General features: G+C 64.5%; 9 protein-coding genes. 2 read left to right on the top strand and 7 right to left on the bottom strand.

What is annotated here, in order from left to right:
- Window positions 1–43 precede the first annotated feature (43 nt).
- The 7 genes from MRBLMU1_RS00980 to MRBLMU1_RS00950 form a co-directional block, all read right to left on the bottom strand.
- Window positions 44–2,539: a glycosyl hydrolase 115 family protein gene (locus tag MRBLMU1_RS00980; protein WP_363495664.1), complete on the bottom strand. Its 2,496-nt coding sequence runs from the start codon at window positions 2,537–2,539 to the stop codon at window positions 44–46.
- Window positions 2,536–6,411, bottom strand: a complete 3,876-nt coding sequence (locus MRBLMU1_RS00975; RefSeq protein WP_363495661.1) for a beta-galactosidase — start codon at window positions 6,409–6,411, stop codon at window positions 2,536–2,538. The genes MRBLMU1_RS00980 and MRBLMU1_RS00975 overlap by 4 nt, the downstream gene beginning before the upstream one ends.
- A 158-nt stretch (window positions 6,412–6,569) precedes the next feature.
- Complete coding sequence (locus tag MRBLMU1_RS00970) at window positions 6,570–6,815, bottom strand: hypothetical protein (RefSeq protein WP_363495658.1); 246 nt, start codon at window positions 6,813–6,815, stop codon at window positions 6,570–6,572.
- Window positions 6,812–7,582, bottom strand: a complete 771-nt coding sequence (locus tag MRBLMU1_RS00965; protein ID WP_363495655.1) for a hypothetical protein — start codon at window positions 7,580–7,582, stop codon at window positions 6,812–6,814. Before MRBLMU1_RS00965 ends, MRBLMU1_RS00970 begins: the two co-directional genes overlap by 4 nt.
- Window positions 7,583–7,725: 143 nt before the next feature.
- Window positions 7,726–10,791, bottom strand: a complete 3,066-nt coding sequence (locus tag MRBLMU1_RS00960; protein ID WP_363496428.1) for a di-heme oxidoredictase family protein — start codon at window positions 10,789–10,791, stop codon at window positions 7,726–7,728.
- A 439-nt stretch (window positions 10,792–11,230) separates the two neighbouring features.
- Window positions 11,231–11,572 (bottom strand): hypothetical protein, encoded by a 342-nt coding sequence (locus MRBLMU1_RS00955; RefSeq protein WP_363495653.1) that lies wholly within the window; start codon window positions 11,570–11,572, stop codon window positions 11,231–11,233.
- Window positions 11,573–11,796: 224 nt separating this feature from the next.
- On the bottom strand, window positions 11,797–12,549 hold the full coding sequence (locus tag MRBLMU1_RS00950; protein WP_363495650.1) for an SDR family oxidoreductase: 753 nt from the start codon (window positions 12,547–12,549) through the stop codon (window positions 11,797–11,799).
- A 99-nt stretch (window positions 12,550–12,648) separates the two neighbouring features.
- Here MRBLMU1_RS00950 and MRBLMU1_RS00945 point away from each other — a divergent pair, with 99 nt between their 5' ends.
- The gene (locus tag MRBLMU1_RS00945) at window positions 12,649–13,551 is read left to right on the top strand and encodes an AraC family transcriptional regulator (protein ID WP_363495647.1); all 903 of its coding nucleotides are present in this window, start codon (window positions 12,649–12,651) and stop codon (window positions 13,549–13,551) included.
- A gap of 109 nt (window positions 13,552–13,660) precedes the next feature.
- Window positions 13,661–14,833: a hypothetical protein gene (locus MRBLMU1_RS00940; RefSeq protein WP_363495644.1), complete on the top strand. Its 1,173-nt coding sequence runs from the start codon at window positions 13,661–13,663 to the stop codon at window positions 14,831–14,833.
- Window positions 14,834–14,848: the final 15 nt, after the last annotated feature.

The raw sequence follows: 14,848 nt of genomic DNA, 5'->3' as shown, positions 1-14,848 counted from the left end.
CTAGCATTGACATATTGCAGAACGATGACCTCGCTCAATTGTGCTACATGGGTGTCGCGCCATAGTAACGCGCAGCGGCATCGGGGATGATATCGATACGGTCCAGGATGAAGCCGGGGTCCATCGCATACAGCCGCAGCTGATGCTTGCCCGGTGCAAGCCGCCGCGGCGGCAGCGACCTGACCGCCGTGTTGCTCAGCACGTTAAGCTTCCATTCTTCGCTGCGGCCGTGGGTGCGATAGTCGAGTATCGCCAGCGGCCCGTCATCGATGCTGTAACCCAGCCTGAGCTGGTTTTCGGACGTCAGCGGATGGGTGGGGAGTGCGACGATGCTCAGGCCGACCGGCTCCGCGGAATCCGTCTCGAACTCGATTTCCAGCGGCGCCACTGCGCTCGCTTGGCTGGCGTCGATGGACGGCAAGGCCAGCGACGAGCGCAGCACCGCGCCCATGCTGCCCAGCTCATCGATCTTTTGCCATTGCGGATGCCGCGCCGCGCTGGACGCGGCAATCGACATAGCGCGCGGTCGTGTTTGCGCCGGTCTCGACGCTGGCGGCGTGGCCGCTGGGCCTGAGCCGCCGCCCGGCGATACGGGCCAGATCGGCTCGGCGAACACCGGCAGCCTGCGCGGCGCCATATCCATCATATGGCGCCACTTGCCGTTGGCCAAGCCGTTGTATTCGGCGGTGTCGGCGACGATGGACCGGTGCGCCGCCTTGGCCTCGGTCACATATTGTTCGGCGCGGGCGCCGGCGCTGCCCGGCAAACCGGCCAGCTCCAGCTTCAGGATGCGCGCGTTCAGGTTGGCGCTTGCGCGTACCGGATACAACACCAGTTCGTAGAACGCGTCGCGGCGGTCGGCCGGCATCGCTTGCGCCAACGCCTCGGCGCGCGCGGTGATGGCCGCATACCGGTCCAGACGCCGCCGCGCCTCGTCGCCGCCCGATTGCAGGTACGCGGTCGGCCGGTTCGGCGTGGTCGGCTCGGTCTGGCCGAAGCCCATGAACTCCGGCCGGCGCTCCCATGCCAGCGCGTAGTACTCCATCATGATGTCGGTGATCTGCCGTGCCTGGTCCGTGCCGAATTGGCGCCCCAGCCAATCGCGCAGATGTTCGCTGGGCGCCTGCTCCAGCACGTCGTGGTCGAAGGCCAGATCGAGGAAGTACTGGCTCAGGTATTCCAGCGGCTTGATATCGCCGACGTTGGCCACCCATAGCTTGCGCGCGCCGGTATGCCTGGCGCGCTCCAGCTGTTCGCGCACCAGTGAGGGGTGCGTCGTACCCAACCACAGATAGTCGTGCGGGCGTCCCCAATAAGACAAATGATAGTAAAGGCCCGCGCCGCCGACGCGTCGCGCCTCGGCCGCCGTGCCGAGCTGGCTGATGTAGCCGTAATTATCGTCAGGCCAAATCAGGCTGATGTCGTCCGGCACCTTCAATCCGGCTTTATAGATATCGAGCACTTCCTTGTACAAGGTCAGCACCTGCGGAATCCGCTCCGGCGGACGGCCCTGCGCCTTGGACAACAGGCCGCGCTGGATATCGATGACCTGTTCGACGCCGTCGCGCGCCTCCGGGATAGTCTTCGCGCCCTCCATCGCGCTGTCATGCACGCCGCGCAAGCCAACCGACACCAGGGTCTCGAAGCCTTTCACTTGCTGAACCCGCTCGTCCCAATAGGCGATCATGCGGTCGCGGTTGGTGAAGAAGTTGAATGGTCCGTTCGTCTTCAGATTCCATTCGCGCACGTTGTTGCGCATCATCGGCTCGGCGTGGGACGTGCCGACCACGATGGCGTAATCGCGCGCCATTTCCGGATTGCCGTCGATTTGATAGAAAGGCTTGGTCGAATCGTGCATCGCCGGCCACAGCGTATTGGCCTTCAGGCGCCACATCAGCTCGTAGATCCGCGCGTAGGTGGCGGGGCCGATGTCGCCGGTCTTCGGGTCGTAGGTCTTGGCTGCCCAGGGCTGCAAGCCCCAGTCCTCGTCATTGAGGAAAATACCGCGATACTGGACGGATGGCGCGCGCGGGAATATGGTGGCGTCGCCGACGGCCACGCGGGCCCGGCGGCGCGGCGTCACGTCCGCCCACCATTCCCAGGCGGAGATGCCGAGTTCGCGCGTCAGGTCCACCACGCCGTAGACGGTGCCCCGGACATCCGAACCGGCGATCAACACATAGTTGTGTTTTTTTGAGCGGACGATCAAACGTTTGTGCCGTTCCCACTCGCCGCGCAAGGCGGTCAGATCCAGGCCGTCGCACTTGGCCAACTGGCGCAGCAGGGGCGTGTCGTACGCGCCGATAATCACGCAGGTCTTGCCGCAATCGTCCAAGCGCGGCGAGATGCGCGGCGCCTGGCCGCTCAGCGCCTGCAGGTCGCGCCCAAGTAATTGAGCCGCCAGCGCATAGGTCTTTTGATCGTCGTGAACGACGGCGGCAACCGGACCGCCTTGTTCGTACAACACCAGCTCCCCGGCGCCCGCGTGCCCTGCGACGGCCAGCAACGTCCAGCGCACGAGCTGCCCGGCGAGCTTCATCGCTGCGCGCTGGCCGAGGCGGAAGCGGGGGCCGCGCCCGGCATGATCTCCAGAGGCACGCCGCCGCGCACCGTGCGCAGGTTGACCAGCTTGACGGCCTCCAGCGCGTTGCCGGGCTTGCCGTCGGTGGTGACCGCCAGCGCGATGGTGTTGGCGCCGTTCGGGTTCAGGATGCCCGGCGGGATCACGAAGGTGCGCTGCGGGCCGATGTGGGCGATGAACTGCCCCATGTTCCAGCCGTTGACGAAGATCAGCGCGCGGTTCTCGCGCTCCGAGCGCGGCTTGGTGGTATCGCCGAACGCCAGGCCCAGCTGGATGTCGTGGTCCTTGGGCAAATCGAGATCGAACGACGTCCGTAGCCAGTAGGTGCCCGGCGCCGGCGGCGCGTCGCCCGTCTTGGCCTTGGCCCAGCCGGTGTTGGCGGTCTTGCGGTCAGCCGGCGGCAAATACCAGCCCTGGCGCTCGCCATACAGGCCGCCATTGTTCATCGGACCGCGCACGACGTCGACGATGTTCTCGCCGCCCCGGGTCCCCTGGATGCGCCATTCGATCGGCACGGCGTAGCGTCGACCGCCGCGCGACGTCAGCGAGGCCGAGATCAAGCCGCGCGCCTCGCGGTGATAGTCGTCGGCCATCAGGTTCCAGTTGTGCGAGTTGTTGCGCACCATGACGGCGATCACGTGCGGCCCCTTGGCCAGCTTGTCGCCGAGCGGGAACTTGACGCTGTCCGTGGTCTCGGGGAAGGAGCGGCCGACGTCGAGCTCATGCTGGCCGACGAATTTGCCGTCGACCCACACCTGTATCATGCCCGCGCCGCCGGCGCCGTAGAACAGCTCCAGCTGGTTGCTCTTGGCGTCGGCCAGATCGAAGCGGCCGCGATACCAGACGTCGCCGTGGTGGAAGCCGTAGTCGCTCATCGACAAGGTCGGTTGGCCGCGCTCCGGCATGGTCCAGGTCTGCGCCGCCGAGGCGCGGTTGTCGGCCTTGATCCACGCCGAGTCGTCGAACTTCGGCTGCGCCTCGGGGCTGTCCATGCGCCGCGTCCAGCCCAACGTGGCAAGGTCGGGCAGTTTCACCGCGTCCGGCCCCTTGAGCGCGCTGGTGCGCAGGCTGCCGTCCGGCTGGGAGGTGACGGAAAGGTTCTCACCGTTGAAGGTAACGGTCGATACGGACGGCCCCCAGATTTGCATATCGCTTGCGGCGCTTGTATCGCCTGACAACGCCAGCTTGCCGCCGGCCAGGCTGGCGGAGCGCACCATCGCCTGGCTAAGCTGAAGCATCTGTCCCGCAGGTGTTTTCTGCGTCCAGAAGGCGATGCTGTTCTTCTCGTCGGCCAGCAGCAATAGCAGCGGCGTGCGGCCGCCGCCGGAGATGCGCACGCGCGCCAGCCCGTCGTGCACATAATCCAGCTTCAGCACGCCGTTCTCGTAGCGCGATGTCACTTTGCCGTCGATGACCTCCACCTTGGGCGCGCTGGCGTAGCGCAGCAGCGTTTCGCCCGGTTCGCCGGCACGGCCGTGCAGAAGCGCGATGTCGTGGTCGCCGTTGGCGAAGTGGGTCTGGATCTCCGACGTCGAGTAGACCAGGTGATGGCGCTCCAGCTTGTAGTCGGCCAGCAACATCTTGGCGTCCTGGCCGTTCAGGCGCAGCGGCACCTTGTAGCTGCCATCCTTGGTCTTGAGGTCGAAGGTGAAGCTGTCGTTCGTCAGCAGGTCCGACGGGCTGTGGACCGCGAACAGGATATGCGTGTCCAGGTCCGGATTGACGTTGTGATAGACCTTGACCTTGTCCGACGAGGTCTTGATCTCCGGTCCCTTGTCCATCTTCGCCAGCGCCTGCTCGGCCGCCTGGACCAGCATGCCTTGCTGCTTCAGGCCGTAAGCCTTGGCGCGCAAGCCGCGGTCCTCTGAGATCGGCGCGCCGTAGTCGTAGGAGGTGTACACGACCGGCCCGGCCAGCCACCCCCACGAGGTGCCGCCGAACGTCATATAGATGTTGTGGATCGTGATGCGGTTGATCAGGTTGGTGCCGTAGAAAACCCGCTGGTAACCGGTGCCCTGGCGCTCGCCGGTGCAATTGTAGGTGCCGTTCGAGCCCCAGTAGTCGAACCAGCCGCCGCCCAGTTCGGCGGCGAAGCCCGGCGTCTTGGGCGAGGACAGCGCGCCGATCTTCGGCGAATTTTTTCCGTAGATGCCCCAGTCGGGCGCCCTGTTCGGGCCGGCGGGATCGGCGTGGACGTTGCAGGTGCCGCCGGGGTAACCGTCGAATGCGTACATGTCGGTCGGGCCGGAATTGGCCCATGGCGCGGTCGAGTCCTTCGGCGTCCAGTCCGGCAGCCGTCCGGCGGCGTTGTGGAAGAACGGCACGCTGATGCCGTCCGCGCGCGCTTTCTTGGCCAGGTGGTCCATGTGGCGCACGTGCTTCGGCTCGACCTTGCCCAGCTCGTTCTCCAGCTGGTAGGCGATGACGTTGCCGCCGCCGGTGGTGATCTGGTGGCGCGCGATGATGGCGTTAATCTGCGTCATCCACTCGTCGACGGCGCTCAGGTAAACCGGATCGTCGGTGCGCGCCTCGGCGCGGTTGCGGAACATCCAGCCGGGATAGCCGCCACCGGTCAGTTCCGCGTTCACGTACGGGCCGGTGCGGGCGATGACGTACATGCCTTCCTCCTCGGCGATTTCGAGCGCGCGTTCGACGTTGCGCACATGGGAGAAATCGTAAACGCCGGGCGCGGTGGAGTGGTAACCCCAGTCGAAGTAAAAGGCCACGCCGTTGAAGCCGAGCGCCTTCATCTTCTGTATGACGTCGCGCCACAGCGACGGATTGGGCAGGCGGAAGGGATGGATCTCACCGGACCACACGACCACGCGCTTGCCATCGATCAGCATCGAGTGCTCGTCCCAGCTGACCTTTTTCGGCTGGCCCTTGGGCTTGGTGGCTTGAGCCAGCGCCTTGCGGTCCTCGATGAGGACGGAAGCTTGGCCGATGATGCCGGAAACGCCGCCCAGTTGCTTGGCCGCGCTCCAGGTGCGCAAGCCGTCCTGGCCGTCGGAATACCATCGGCGGCCGGTGGCGGCGTCGCCGAAATAAAGCCGCCAATGCCCGTTCGGCAGTTTGATCAATGAATGCGCGCCCGACGTGGTGCCCCAGTTGGCCCAATCGCCTTGCTTGTCGACTGTCCAGGGGCCTTGCAACGACTTGGCGGTGGCCATTTCGATCAGGCCGGTGGCGCCATTGCGGGCGAGGGCGGTATAGCCGTCGTCCGTGACGGCCACGATCGTGTCGACATAGTTGTCCGGCAAACCTTGCAAGACCTGCGGCGCCGACCATGCGCTGAAGTCCGCGTTCGGCGTCATCACATAGCTGCCGCCGGTTGCGCGCGAGACGATGGCCTTCAACGAGCCATCCTTGTCGCGCAACCATTCCGGCGCGACGGCCTGGGCGTTGCCCGGCAGTGCCAGCGGCACGTTCCGGACGAACTGCCAGTTTTTCAGGTCCCTGGAGCGGGTGAGGCCGAGTTCGGAGCTGTTTGCGCCGGTTGCATAAAGCACGTAGTAGTAGCCGTCGCCATGGCGCACGATCGCCGGGTCGCGCAACAGTTTGCTCGGCGGCCGGTACGCATCGGAGGCCAGCGACGTGAAGGTGACACCGTCCATGGACGAGAACAGGCTGAGCCAATTGTCGGACGAGCTGTTGAAACTGGCCATCAAGAACGCCGATCCGTCGGCCGCACCGCCGCGCGCCTGGCTGGTCTGCCGGTCCGCGTCCGACGCCTGCGGTATGCCCAGTTCCTGGGCGGCGCAGCCCAGCGCCAAAGTTGCGCCGCCGATGCCGACGATGGTTTTGCGAGCGATGCGTGTGAAGTTCAGCATGGACCTGTTTCAGTGAGGTAAGAACCTCACATCATAAGTCCATATGCTGGGGCAGCGACATGTCCCTCAATCAAGAAGTTGAGTGATTGATTCAGTGGAAAATCATGAGCCTCGCTCACACATGATTCATACTTGTCACTCCGGGTTGATATCTATCCTCAGCTACGATAAGGCTTGTAGTCAGGAATCTGAATATGCGAGAGTCCAAGGACCTTGGTGACACCACCGAAGGCCGACAGGGGTTTTGCATCCTGGGCAAAACGTATAGTAATTACGGCGCCTTGGGCCTCACCGGACGGCATAGATGGCTTCCCATTCTTCGTCCTCCGCTTGGCCAGCCGTAGCGCGGCGGCAGCCTTGTACTCTGCTACCAAACGCGCCTCTTTTGCATTTTGCTCACTCATCGCCATTCCTTCGCAAACTTCGTGCTTAGATAGTTTAGCAGAACGCGCCACGAGCGGCTGTCGGGCGATAAGTCAAAGCGCATTTCTGTGCCTCTGCCGTTGGCTTCCCACCATTTCGCATCGATTGCATGCACGTCCTGCACAGAGCAACATTTTGCCAGTTGGGGATTTCGGTTCAGATCAGCTGGTACCAAAGGAGCATCGAAGCCGAATTTCGGCCATACTTGGTAACCGACAAGATCATCTTTGTCCAGCGGCGAGTTGCCGTAGCCCCGACCTGCAGCAAACAGTGTCACTTCATCGAATCCCTTGCGATATGCGGTGCACGCCAATAGCGAGAACGCCACCGTGCACAGCCGCTCCGGGGCGTCGTCGTTTAGCATTACCCTGCTTAGGTTGAGAGCGTCAATGCGGACGCCATTGCCATGCACATCTTTGTAAGCCACGACATCCACTTGCTCGTCTGGCTGAACAAAATCGTTGGTCGAAAAGACGTGAAGGCCGGCAGGGGTGCCGTCATCGCGCTCGGCAAGCCGCCGAAAGGATATAATGGAGAAGTCAGGCGCCATGAACAGCCTTCCGACCTCCGCAGCTGTTAGCCTCGTTCCCTGCCGTCCCATGTCAGGAAGGAACAATCCGCTAATAGGCTCGTCCTCCTCATCAAATAGTTGGCCGGTGAACAGCTTGCCCAGAGAGAGGTCAAGCAGCGCAGTTTCAATTGGCAGGACCGTACAGCGTAAATACTCCAACTTTGCCGGAGATAACATTTGTGCACCTTGTCAGTCCGCATCGCCTGGCGCTGTCAATGCGACGCGCGCCCAGCCAACTGACAAAGTTATCGTATTCCGGCGATCGGGCTTTGACATCTATTCATAGAAGTCGCGTCATATCGCCGGAATTGCAAAAGACACTAAAGGGATTTCAGGAACGCCAGCACCGCTTCCCGATCCGCTTTGGACAGCGCCTCGAAGCGCTGGCGCGAGCGGTCGGCCTCGCCGCCATGCCACAGGACGGCCTCGGTCAAGGTCCGGGCGCGGCCGTCGTGCAGATAGCCGGCCTTGGCGCCGTCTCCCATGACCTTGTCCGTGTAGCCGATGCCCCACAGCGGCGCCGTGCGCCACATCGCGCCCTTGGCCTGACCCTCGGCGAACTTGTCGGCCAACCCGGCACCCATATCGTGCAGCAGCAAGTCGGTGTAGGGACGGATGGTCTGGTTGCGCAGCTCGGCGAACAGGTGGCCGGGGCCGGTCTTGATTTCGGCCGTGTGGCAGGCCACGCAGCGCATGCCCTGGAACAGCTTGGCGCCGGCCGCGACCTGTTGCGAATCGACGCGGTGCTCGTCGAGCGGCGCGACGCCTTTCGGGAAGCCGCTGGCCACGCTGCGCTGGGCCGGCACCGCCACCAGCGCCAGGTAGTTGGAGATCGATTGCAGGTCGGCCTCGGAAATACCCGGCTGGGACGCGCCGGCGCGGCAGGCGACCGGGCCGTTGACGCAGTCGCGGCTGCGGTAGACCGGCGAGGTCACCGCCATGTCGAGCAGCAGCGCTTCGGCCGACTGCTGGCGCAAGGTCGCCTTGGCCGCCTTCCAGCCGAAGCGGCCCACCCGCACCGCGCCGCTTTCCGGATCGTAGACATAGTTGGCCACGCCCTTGACGCCGTCGGCGTCCGGCGCCGAGCGGGCCAGCGCCAGAATGCTCGCCTCGGGTATCGCCTCCAGCAAGCCGGCGCCTATCATCGGCTGGGCCGCGCGCAGCGAGAAGATATCCGGAGTCGCGCCCTCGAATGCCAGGGTCGGCTTGCGCAGTTCGACCGCCGTGCCGTCGGCCAGCTTGACCGAACGCGTCTCGAAGCCGGCCACCCGCACGCCGTTGCCCCAGTTCTGTGGCTTGCCGGTGGACGAGATCGCGTTCATCTGCACCGCCATGCCGTATTGCGGATGTGGCAGCTGCTGGCCGCTGGCGTTGCTGGTCGCGACCCGGATCGACATGTTGTCGAGCCGCTGGTTGATCGCCGCCGGCGCCGGGCTGCGGCCGTTGTTGACGTGGCACGCGATGCAGGCGGACTGATTGAACCGCTGCCCCTGCAAGCCCACCGCCTGGGCGTAGCGGTCGTTGCCCGGCTCGTTGTGGTCACCGGTGGTGAAGTTGGTGTGCACCAGGCGCCGGCCCTCGACGAAGCGCTGCATGTTCTGCATGCCGACGTTGTTGTGCGGCTGCTGGAACATGAACAAGCCGTTGTCCGAATAGTTGTAGGAGACCGAACCGGCGCCGCCCGACAGCGTCTCCTCCGGCAACGGAATCGTGTTCAGGCGCGGCTGCACGCCGTACCAGGGCTTGAGGCCGGCGCCGACCACATAGGCCCATTCATACGAGTAGTAGCGCACGCCGCCGTTGTCGCCCTTGGCGGCCAGCGCGTCGGCGGTGGTGAACATCGATGGCGACACTTCGATGATATCGCCGACCGCCAGCGCCCGGCCCTTGACGGTGGTGCCGTTGGGGAAGCCATCGGCGCCGAGTGCGGCGTGTCCCGGATAGTTGTCCACGCGGATGGTACAGCCGTTGTTGATGCCGTTGGCGTTGGTCAGTTTGCCGTTGAGCGGATAGGCCACCGGCTTGCAGATGGCGACGTTGTCGTCCACCAACTGGCCCGGCGCCATCCAGCCGTAGCCGGTCACGTCGGGACGGTCGAAGCCGCGGAAGAAGGCCACGCCGCCTTTCAGGAAATCGACCGTGGTGTACTGGTTCACGGTCAGGGTCGGCTTGGTGACGCCGGCCACGCGGCTGTTGTCGATGATCTCCACGCCCCAGGTGCGGTTCTTGAAGTATTGCGGCACGAACGTCAGGTAGTTGCCCGGGCCCTTGTCGCGCGGCAGGCCGGTGACGGCGTCGACCGTCTCATTGGGACCGTAGCCGATCTCGTTCCAGTCCTCGCCGCGCTCGCGGCCGTGGCGGGCCAGGCCGCGCGCGCCGAAACGCGTGACCAGCGTGCCGTCGGCCAGCGTGAATTGCAGCGTCTCCAGCGGCTGGTCGGCCGAGGGCAGGGGAGCCCAGCCGGCGCCGCTGGCGGGGAAGTTCAGCGCTGAAGTCGCGACGCCGGCCAGCGTGTTGTCGCTGCCCGGGCTCTTGAATTCCACCTCGTACAGCGAGTAGCCATACTGGCTGGCGCGCGCCCCCCCCTGCAGGCGGACGTAGCGGGCGTCGATGCCGAGATTGAAGAATTCCTCGGTGCCACCCTGGCCGTTGGCGACGGCGCGCCGCAAGGTCCAGTTCTGGCCGTCGTCCGACACCAGCAGGTTGTATTGCTTGCCGTAGGAATTCTCCCAAAGCAGCTTCATGTAGCCGATCGGTGTCTTGGCGCCGAAGTCGAACTGCAGCCAGGCGCCATCCTCGAACGCGCTGGCCCAGCGCGTGTTGGTCTTGCCGTCGATCGCCATGGCGGCCGACAGGCCGGGATTCTCCAGCCTGGAGGAAGTGGCCGCGACCGGTTTGACCGCCACGCCGGGCCGGGTCGGATCGTTCGGCAGCGGCGTCGGCGCTGGATCGGTCGGCGCCGTGGCCGGCGTGCCGGAGAACGCCTGCACTTCAATGATCGAGTAACCGTATTGCGTGGAGCGCTTGACGCCCTTGATGCGCAGGTAGCGGCCCTGGCCGTTCAGTCCCGTCAAATCCTCGGTGCCGCCCTGGCTGTCGTCGACGCTCTTGATGGTGGTCCAACTGGCGTTGTCGTCCGACACCTGCAACAGATACTGCGACGCGTGGGCGTTCTCCCAATCGATGCGCACGCGGGTGATGACTTCGGTCTTGCCGAAGTCCAGGGTCAGGTACTGGTCGTCGGCGAAACCGCTGCCCCAGCGGGTGCCGCTGTTGTGATCGATGGCGGCGGCGGCCGACAGGTCGCCGCGTTCGACGGAGCTTGCGGTGGCGCCGGCCGGCGTCAGCGCGACTTCCGCCGAGACCGCCGCGCCCTGTATCTTCATGGCGCTCAAGGTGCGCGGGGCGGGCTGGGTGGTTTCTTCGCCGCCGCCTCCGCAGGCGGTCAGCAAGGCGATCAGGGCCAGGGGCAAGCCCTGGATGGGGAGCCTGCGCAAACGTCGCAGGTTGAGTTGGTGGCGACGCGGCAAGCGATACATTCCAGTCCCTTTTGTATGGTTGGCGATGGCGGCGATCCGCTTCTTGGAAACGTTTCCATCGGCGAATGGATAACGACCCGATCCCGGTGCGGATTCAGGCCCCGTACGGACACGCCGGATAGCGACGTGGCAGAATCTATTAGTTACAGAAAATTTCCATAGTGCAACGTTGCCGAAGATATCTTGTGTTGACCCGTATGTCAAGACGGGTCACGAAAATGTCATGCAAGCTGGCATGGAGTTGGCTTGGAAGAACCAGTGTCGTCCGACGCTACTGCTGGGGAGCTCATTTCTTCAGCAAGGTGTCGAAAGTCATGCGCGAACGCGCCAGTTCCCAGTCCAGGCTGCTGAAGGTCTGCCTCTGGCTGGTGCCGGTGACTTCCGGTTGCGCCACGGCCGCCGTCGGTTCGTAGATTTGAGCGGGATTGACTTCGGCGCGGGACTGGGCGAATGCTTCAGGATGCTCTCGTCTCAACACGGCCTGTATCTCCGCCATGCGCTCCTTGAATGGCGCCACCCTCGGATCGTCGGCGGCGATTATCAAACCCGGCTTGGTCTTGGCTAGTTCGGCAATGGAAATAACCTCGCCTTGAACTCGAAACGGGCTACTGAAATCGATGCGGGACATAATGGCGGCTCCGTTTGGAATCGGGGTTGTCGTGCGGCGGATGCTGTCGAGAATAGCCGGGGGAGGGGAGTAATTTTACGCCCCGTTCCGGCGCTTCGGGCTTAATCTAAATCAATTGAAAAGTTGAAATACACGGGTCGGATTGAAAACGGCAATTGTTAGATAAGCTTACTCATATTGCCATATGGAATCAAAGCCAGTCAATGATATTTTATGCGGACTGGTTACAGGGCGAGTCCGTCGCGGGCCATGGCCGCCGCGTCGGCGCCGGCGTGGATGCGCTTGGGCGAGGACGGATCGTTCGCGGCCCGCCATACCGCTTCGGCCACATCCACCGCCCGCGTCACCGCAGTCTGCTCCGCCCACGCCGAAAAGACCCCCTGCGCCATGTCGGCGTAGGCCTCGGGAATGGCGCCTTGCATGTGCGGCCGGGCGTTTTCGCCGAAGCGGGTTTCCGGCGCGCGGCCCGGCAGCACCAGGTTCACACGCACATTGAATTGCTCAAGTTCCAATGCCAGCGATTCGGTGAAGGCGTTGACCGCCGCCTTGCTTGCCGTGTACACCGACAGCAACGGCAACGGCACCAGCGTGACGCTGGAGGTGACGTTGACGACCACGCCGGCCTTGCGCTGCCTGAACTGTGGCAGCACCGCCTGCGTCATCGCGATCGTGCCCAGCGTGTTGGTCTCGAAGATCACGCGGGCGCTGGCCATCGATGTGCCCTCCAGCGCGCCCAGCAATCCTATGCCGGCGTTGTTGACCAGCACGTCGATCGGTCCCGCCGCCTCGACCGCTTGCCGGATGCTGTCGGGGTCGGTTACATCGAGGGCGATCACGCGCAACCGGTCGGAGCGTGGCAGGCCATCGTGGGCGGGTGTGCGCATGGTGGCGACCACGTTCCACTCGCGGTCGAGGAAGTAGCGGGCGGTTTCGAGGCCAAAGCCGGATGAGCAACCAGTGATCAGTACGGTTTTCATGAAGAACTCCTGTGTTTGGTAGGTGGTACCGAACTATAGGTCGGGCCGCTCGGACTGGCTATAATCAAACGTCCAGTATTCATTCGCAGGAGTCCATACATGATCGATCCCCTGGCGGAAGTCGTTTCGCTGCTCCAGCCGCAGGCCCATTTTTCCAAGGTCGTCGGCGCGGCTGGTGCCTGGCGCGTGCGGCGCGTTGAATCCGGACAGCCTTTCTATTGCGTGGTGATGGAGGGCGCCTGCCGGCTCGCCGTCGACCAACAGCAGCCGGTCGACCTGCGGCAGGGCGCCTTTGTGCTGATCCCGTCGGCCCACGGATTCACGATGGCCAGCGACGAGCCTATCATTCCGGCGGACGCCGACAGCGAGCCGGTGGCGCTGCCCGATGGCGAGTTCCGGCTGGGCCGCCAAGGCGGTCCTCCGGACGTGCGCTTGCTGATCGGCCACTGCGGCTTCGCTTCGCCGGACGCGGCGTTGCTGGTTTCGCTGTTGCCGCAACTGGTGCATGTGCGCGGCGAGCGGCGGCTGGCCACCATCGTCGAGCTGGTCGGAGACGAATCGCGGGCGCGGCGGCCCGCGCGCGATGTCATCCTGGCCCGGCTGTTGGAGGTGCTGATGATCGAAGCGCTGCGCTCGGCGGCGCATACGGCCGCTTCGCCTGGCCTGCTGCGCGGGTTGGCTGACGAACGCCTGGCCGTCGCCATCCGGCATATGCACGAAAGCATGACGCGGCCGTGGACGGTGGCGCAGCTGGCGAAGGAATCGGCCATGTCGCGCTCGGCGTTTTTCGAGCGTTTCAGCCGCGCGGTCGGCGTCGCGCCGATGGAATATTTGCTGGCCTGGCGCATGGCGTGGGCCAAGCACCTGCTGCGGCGCAAGGAGGGCGGCGTCGCCGATGTGGCGCAGCGGGTCGGCTACGGGTCGGCCAGCGCGTTCAGCGTCGCCTTCGCCCGCCACGTCGGGTTGCCGCCGATGCGCTACGCGCGCGAGCTGCCCGACTGAGCGGCTCGTCCGTCGCCGTTCCGGCAGGCGGTAGCACGACGTGGATCAAAGACGCGGCCGCTTTTTGGGCTAACGTCAAACCTCGTGACTATCCTCGAGGAGCGACATTATGGACGCGCAAGTCGACAGCGGTTTCCAGGCACGGGTCAATCTGATGCGGCTGCTTGCGGCGGGGATGGCGGTCATCTATCACGTGCGCTTCCTGCTGTTCGCCGGCTATCCGGAGGTCTCTGAAAAAAGTCTGCCCCTGACATTGTTCTATTTCGTCACCAGCCTGGGCCACGAAGCGTTCGTCATGTACATGGTCATCAGCGGGGTGGCCCTGGGCGGACTGTCCATCCAGCGCTGGCGCCACGGCGTCGATCCGGAGGCCGATCTGCTGCGCCGTTCGGCGTGGTTTTATTGTTTGCTGACACCGGCGCTATTGCTCGGCGGCGCGTTGGACTTCATCGGCACCCGCGCGCTGGCGCATCCCGAGGTTTACGCCTACTTCACGATGTTCTCGCCCAGCCTGGACCTGCGGGCCTTCGCCGGAAACATGCTGATGCTTCAGCGCTTCGTCGTTCCCGGACTGGGCAGCAACACGATGCTCTACCTGCTGGCGTACGAATGCTGGGCCTACCTCGCGCTGGCAGCATTGTTCGTGCTGGGCAAGCGTAGCCGGACGCTGGGCTGGTGCGCCGCCATCGCCGTCGCCTGGGCGGGAAGCGAGCTGGCGCCGGAGTTCCTCGGGTATCTGCTGTTGTGGATCATGGGGATCGGGGTCGGCTGGCTCGGTTACAACACCAGGGTGCGCTTCCAGCGCCGCTACGGCATGCCGATATGCGTGATCGGCCTGCTGGTTTCACGCTGGGGTGGCGCGCACGTCGAGAAAGTGCCGGAGGCGCTGATTCCGGCGGCCCGGATGGCGCTGGACTTGCTGTTCGGCGCCAGCTTGGCGTTGCTTATGGTGTCCTGGCTGACGGCGGGGCCGAAGCAGGCGCCGATATTGTGGCTGCGCTGGGCTGCGTGGCGGCTCAACCGCTGGTTCAGCGGCGCCAGCTTTGTGCTGTTCACGACGCATTTCCCTTTCATGATGTTTGTCGTCGCGGTCGCGTCGGCGGAGTTTCACGTGCCGATTGGCGGCCAGCCGGGAGCGTTCGCCTTTGCGATGTTCGGCGCGACGGTCGCGGCGATCTATCTGTACGCGTATGTGTTCTCGGCCGTGGCTTCGCGCCTGGCAAGGACGGTGCGGCGAAGAATGCGCGCCCGGAGGCTGGCGAAAGTGGCCTCGCCAATTTAACCCCGGGTGCGCGGC

Origin of the sequence: Burkholderia sp. LMU1-1-1.1 (assembly GCF_040675865.1) — a bacterium.
GTDB lineage: Bacteria > Pseudomonadota > Gammaproteobacteria > Burkholderiales > Burkholderiaceae_D > Rugamonas.
This window is presented reverse-complemented; position numbering and strand designations above follow the sequence as displayed.

Coding starts and splice junctions, on each gene's coding strand:
- MRBLMU1_RS00980 (WP_363495664.1), bottom strand. CDS start 2,539: ATGAAGCTCGCCGGGCAGCTCGTGCGCTGGACGTTGCTGGCCGTCGCA.
- MRBLMU1_RS00975 (WP_363495661.1), bottom strand. CDS start 6,411: ATGCTGAACTTCACACGCATCGCTCGCAAAACCATCGTCGGCATCGGC.
- MRBLMU1_RS00970 (WP_363495658.1), bottom strand. CDS start 6,815: ATGAGTGAGCAAAATGCAAAAGAGGCGCGTTTGGTAGCAGAGTACAAG.
- MRBLMU1_RS00965 (WP_363495655.1), bottom strand. CDS start 7,582: ATGTTATCTCCGGCAAAGTTGGAGTATTTACGCTGTACGGTCCTGCCA.
- MRBLMU1_RS00960 (WP_363496428.1), bottom strand. CDS start 10,791: ATGAAGATACAGGGCGCGGCGGTCTCGGCGGAAGTCGCGCTGACGCCG.
- MRBLMU1_RS00955 (WP_363495653.1), bottom strand. CDS start 11,572: ATGTCCCGCATCGATTTCAGTAGCCCGTTTCGAGTTCAAGGCGAGGTT.
- MRBLMU1_RS00950 (WP_363495650.1), bottom strand. CDS start 12,549: ATGAAAACCGTACTGATCACTGGTTGCTCATCCGGCTTTGGCCTCGAA.
- MRBLMU1_RS00945 (WP_363495647.1), top strand. CDS start 12,649: ATGATCGATCCCCTGGCGGAAGTCGTTTCGCTGCTCCAGCCGCAGGCC.
- MRBLMU1_RS00940 (WP_363495644.1), top strand. CDS start 13,661: ATGGACGCGCAAGTCGACAGCGGTTTCCAGGCACGGGTCAATCTGATG.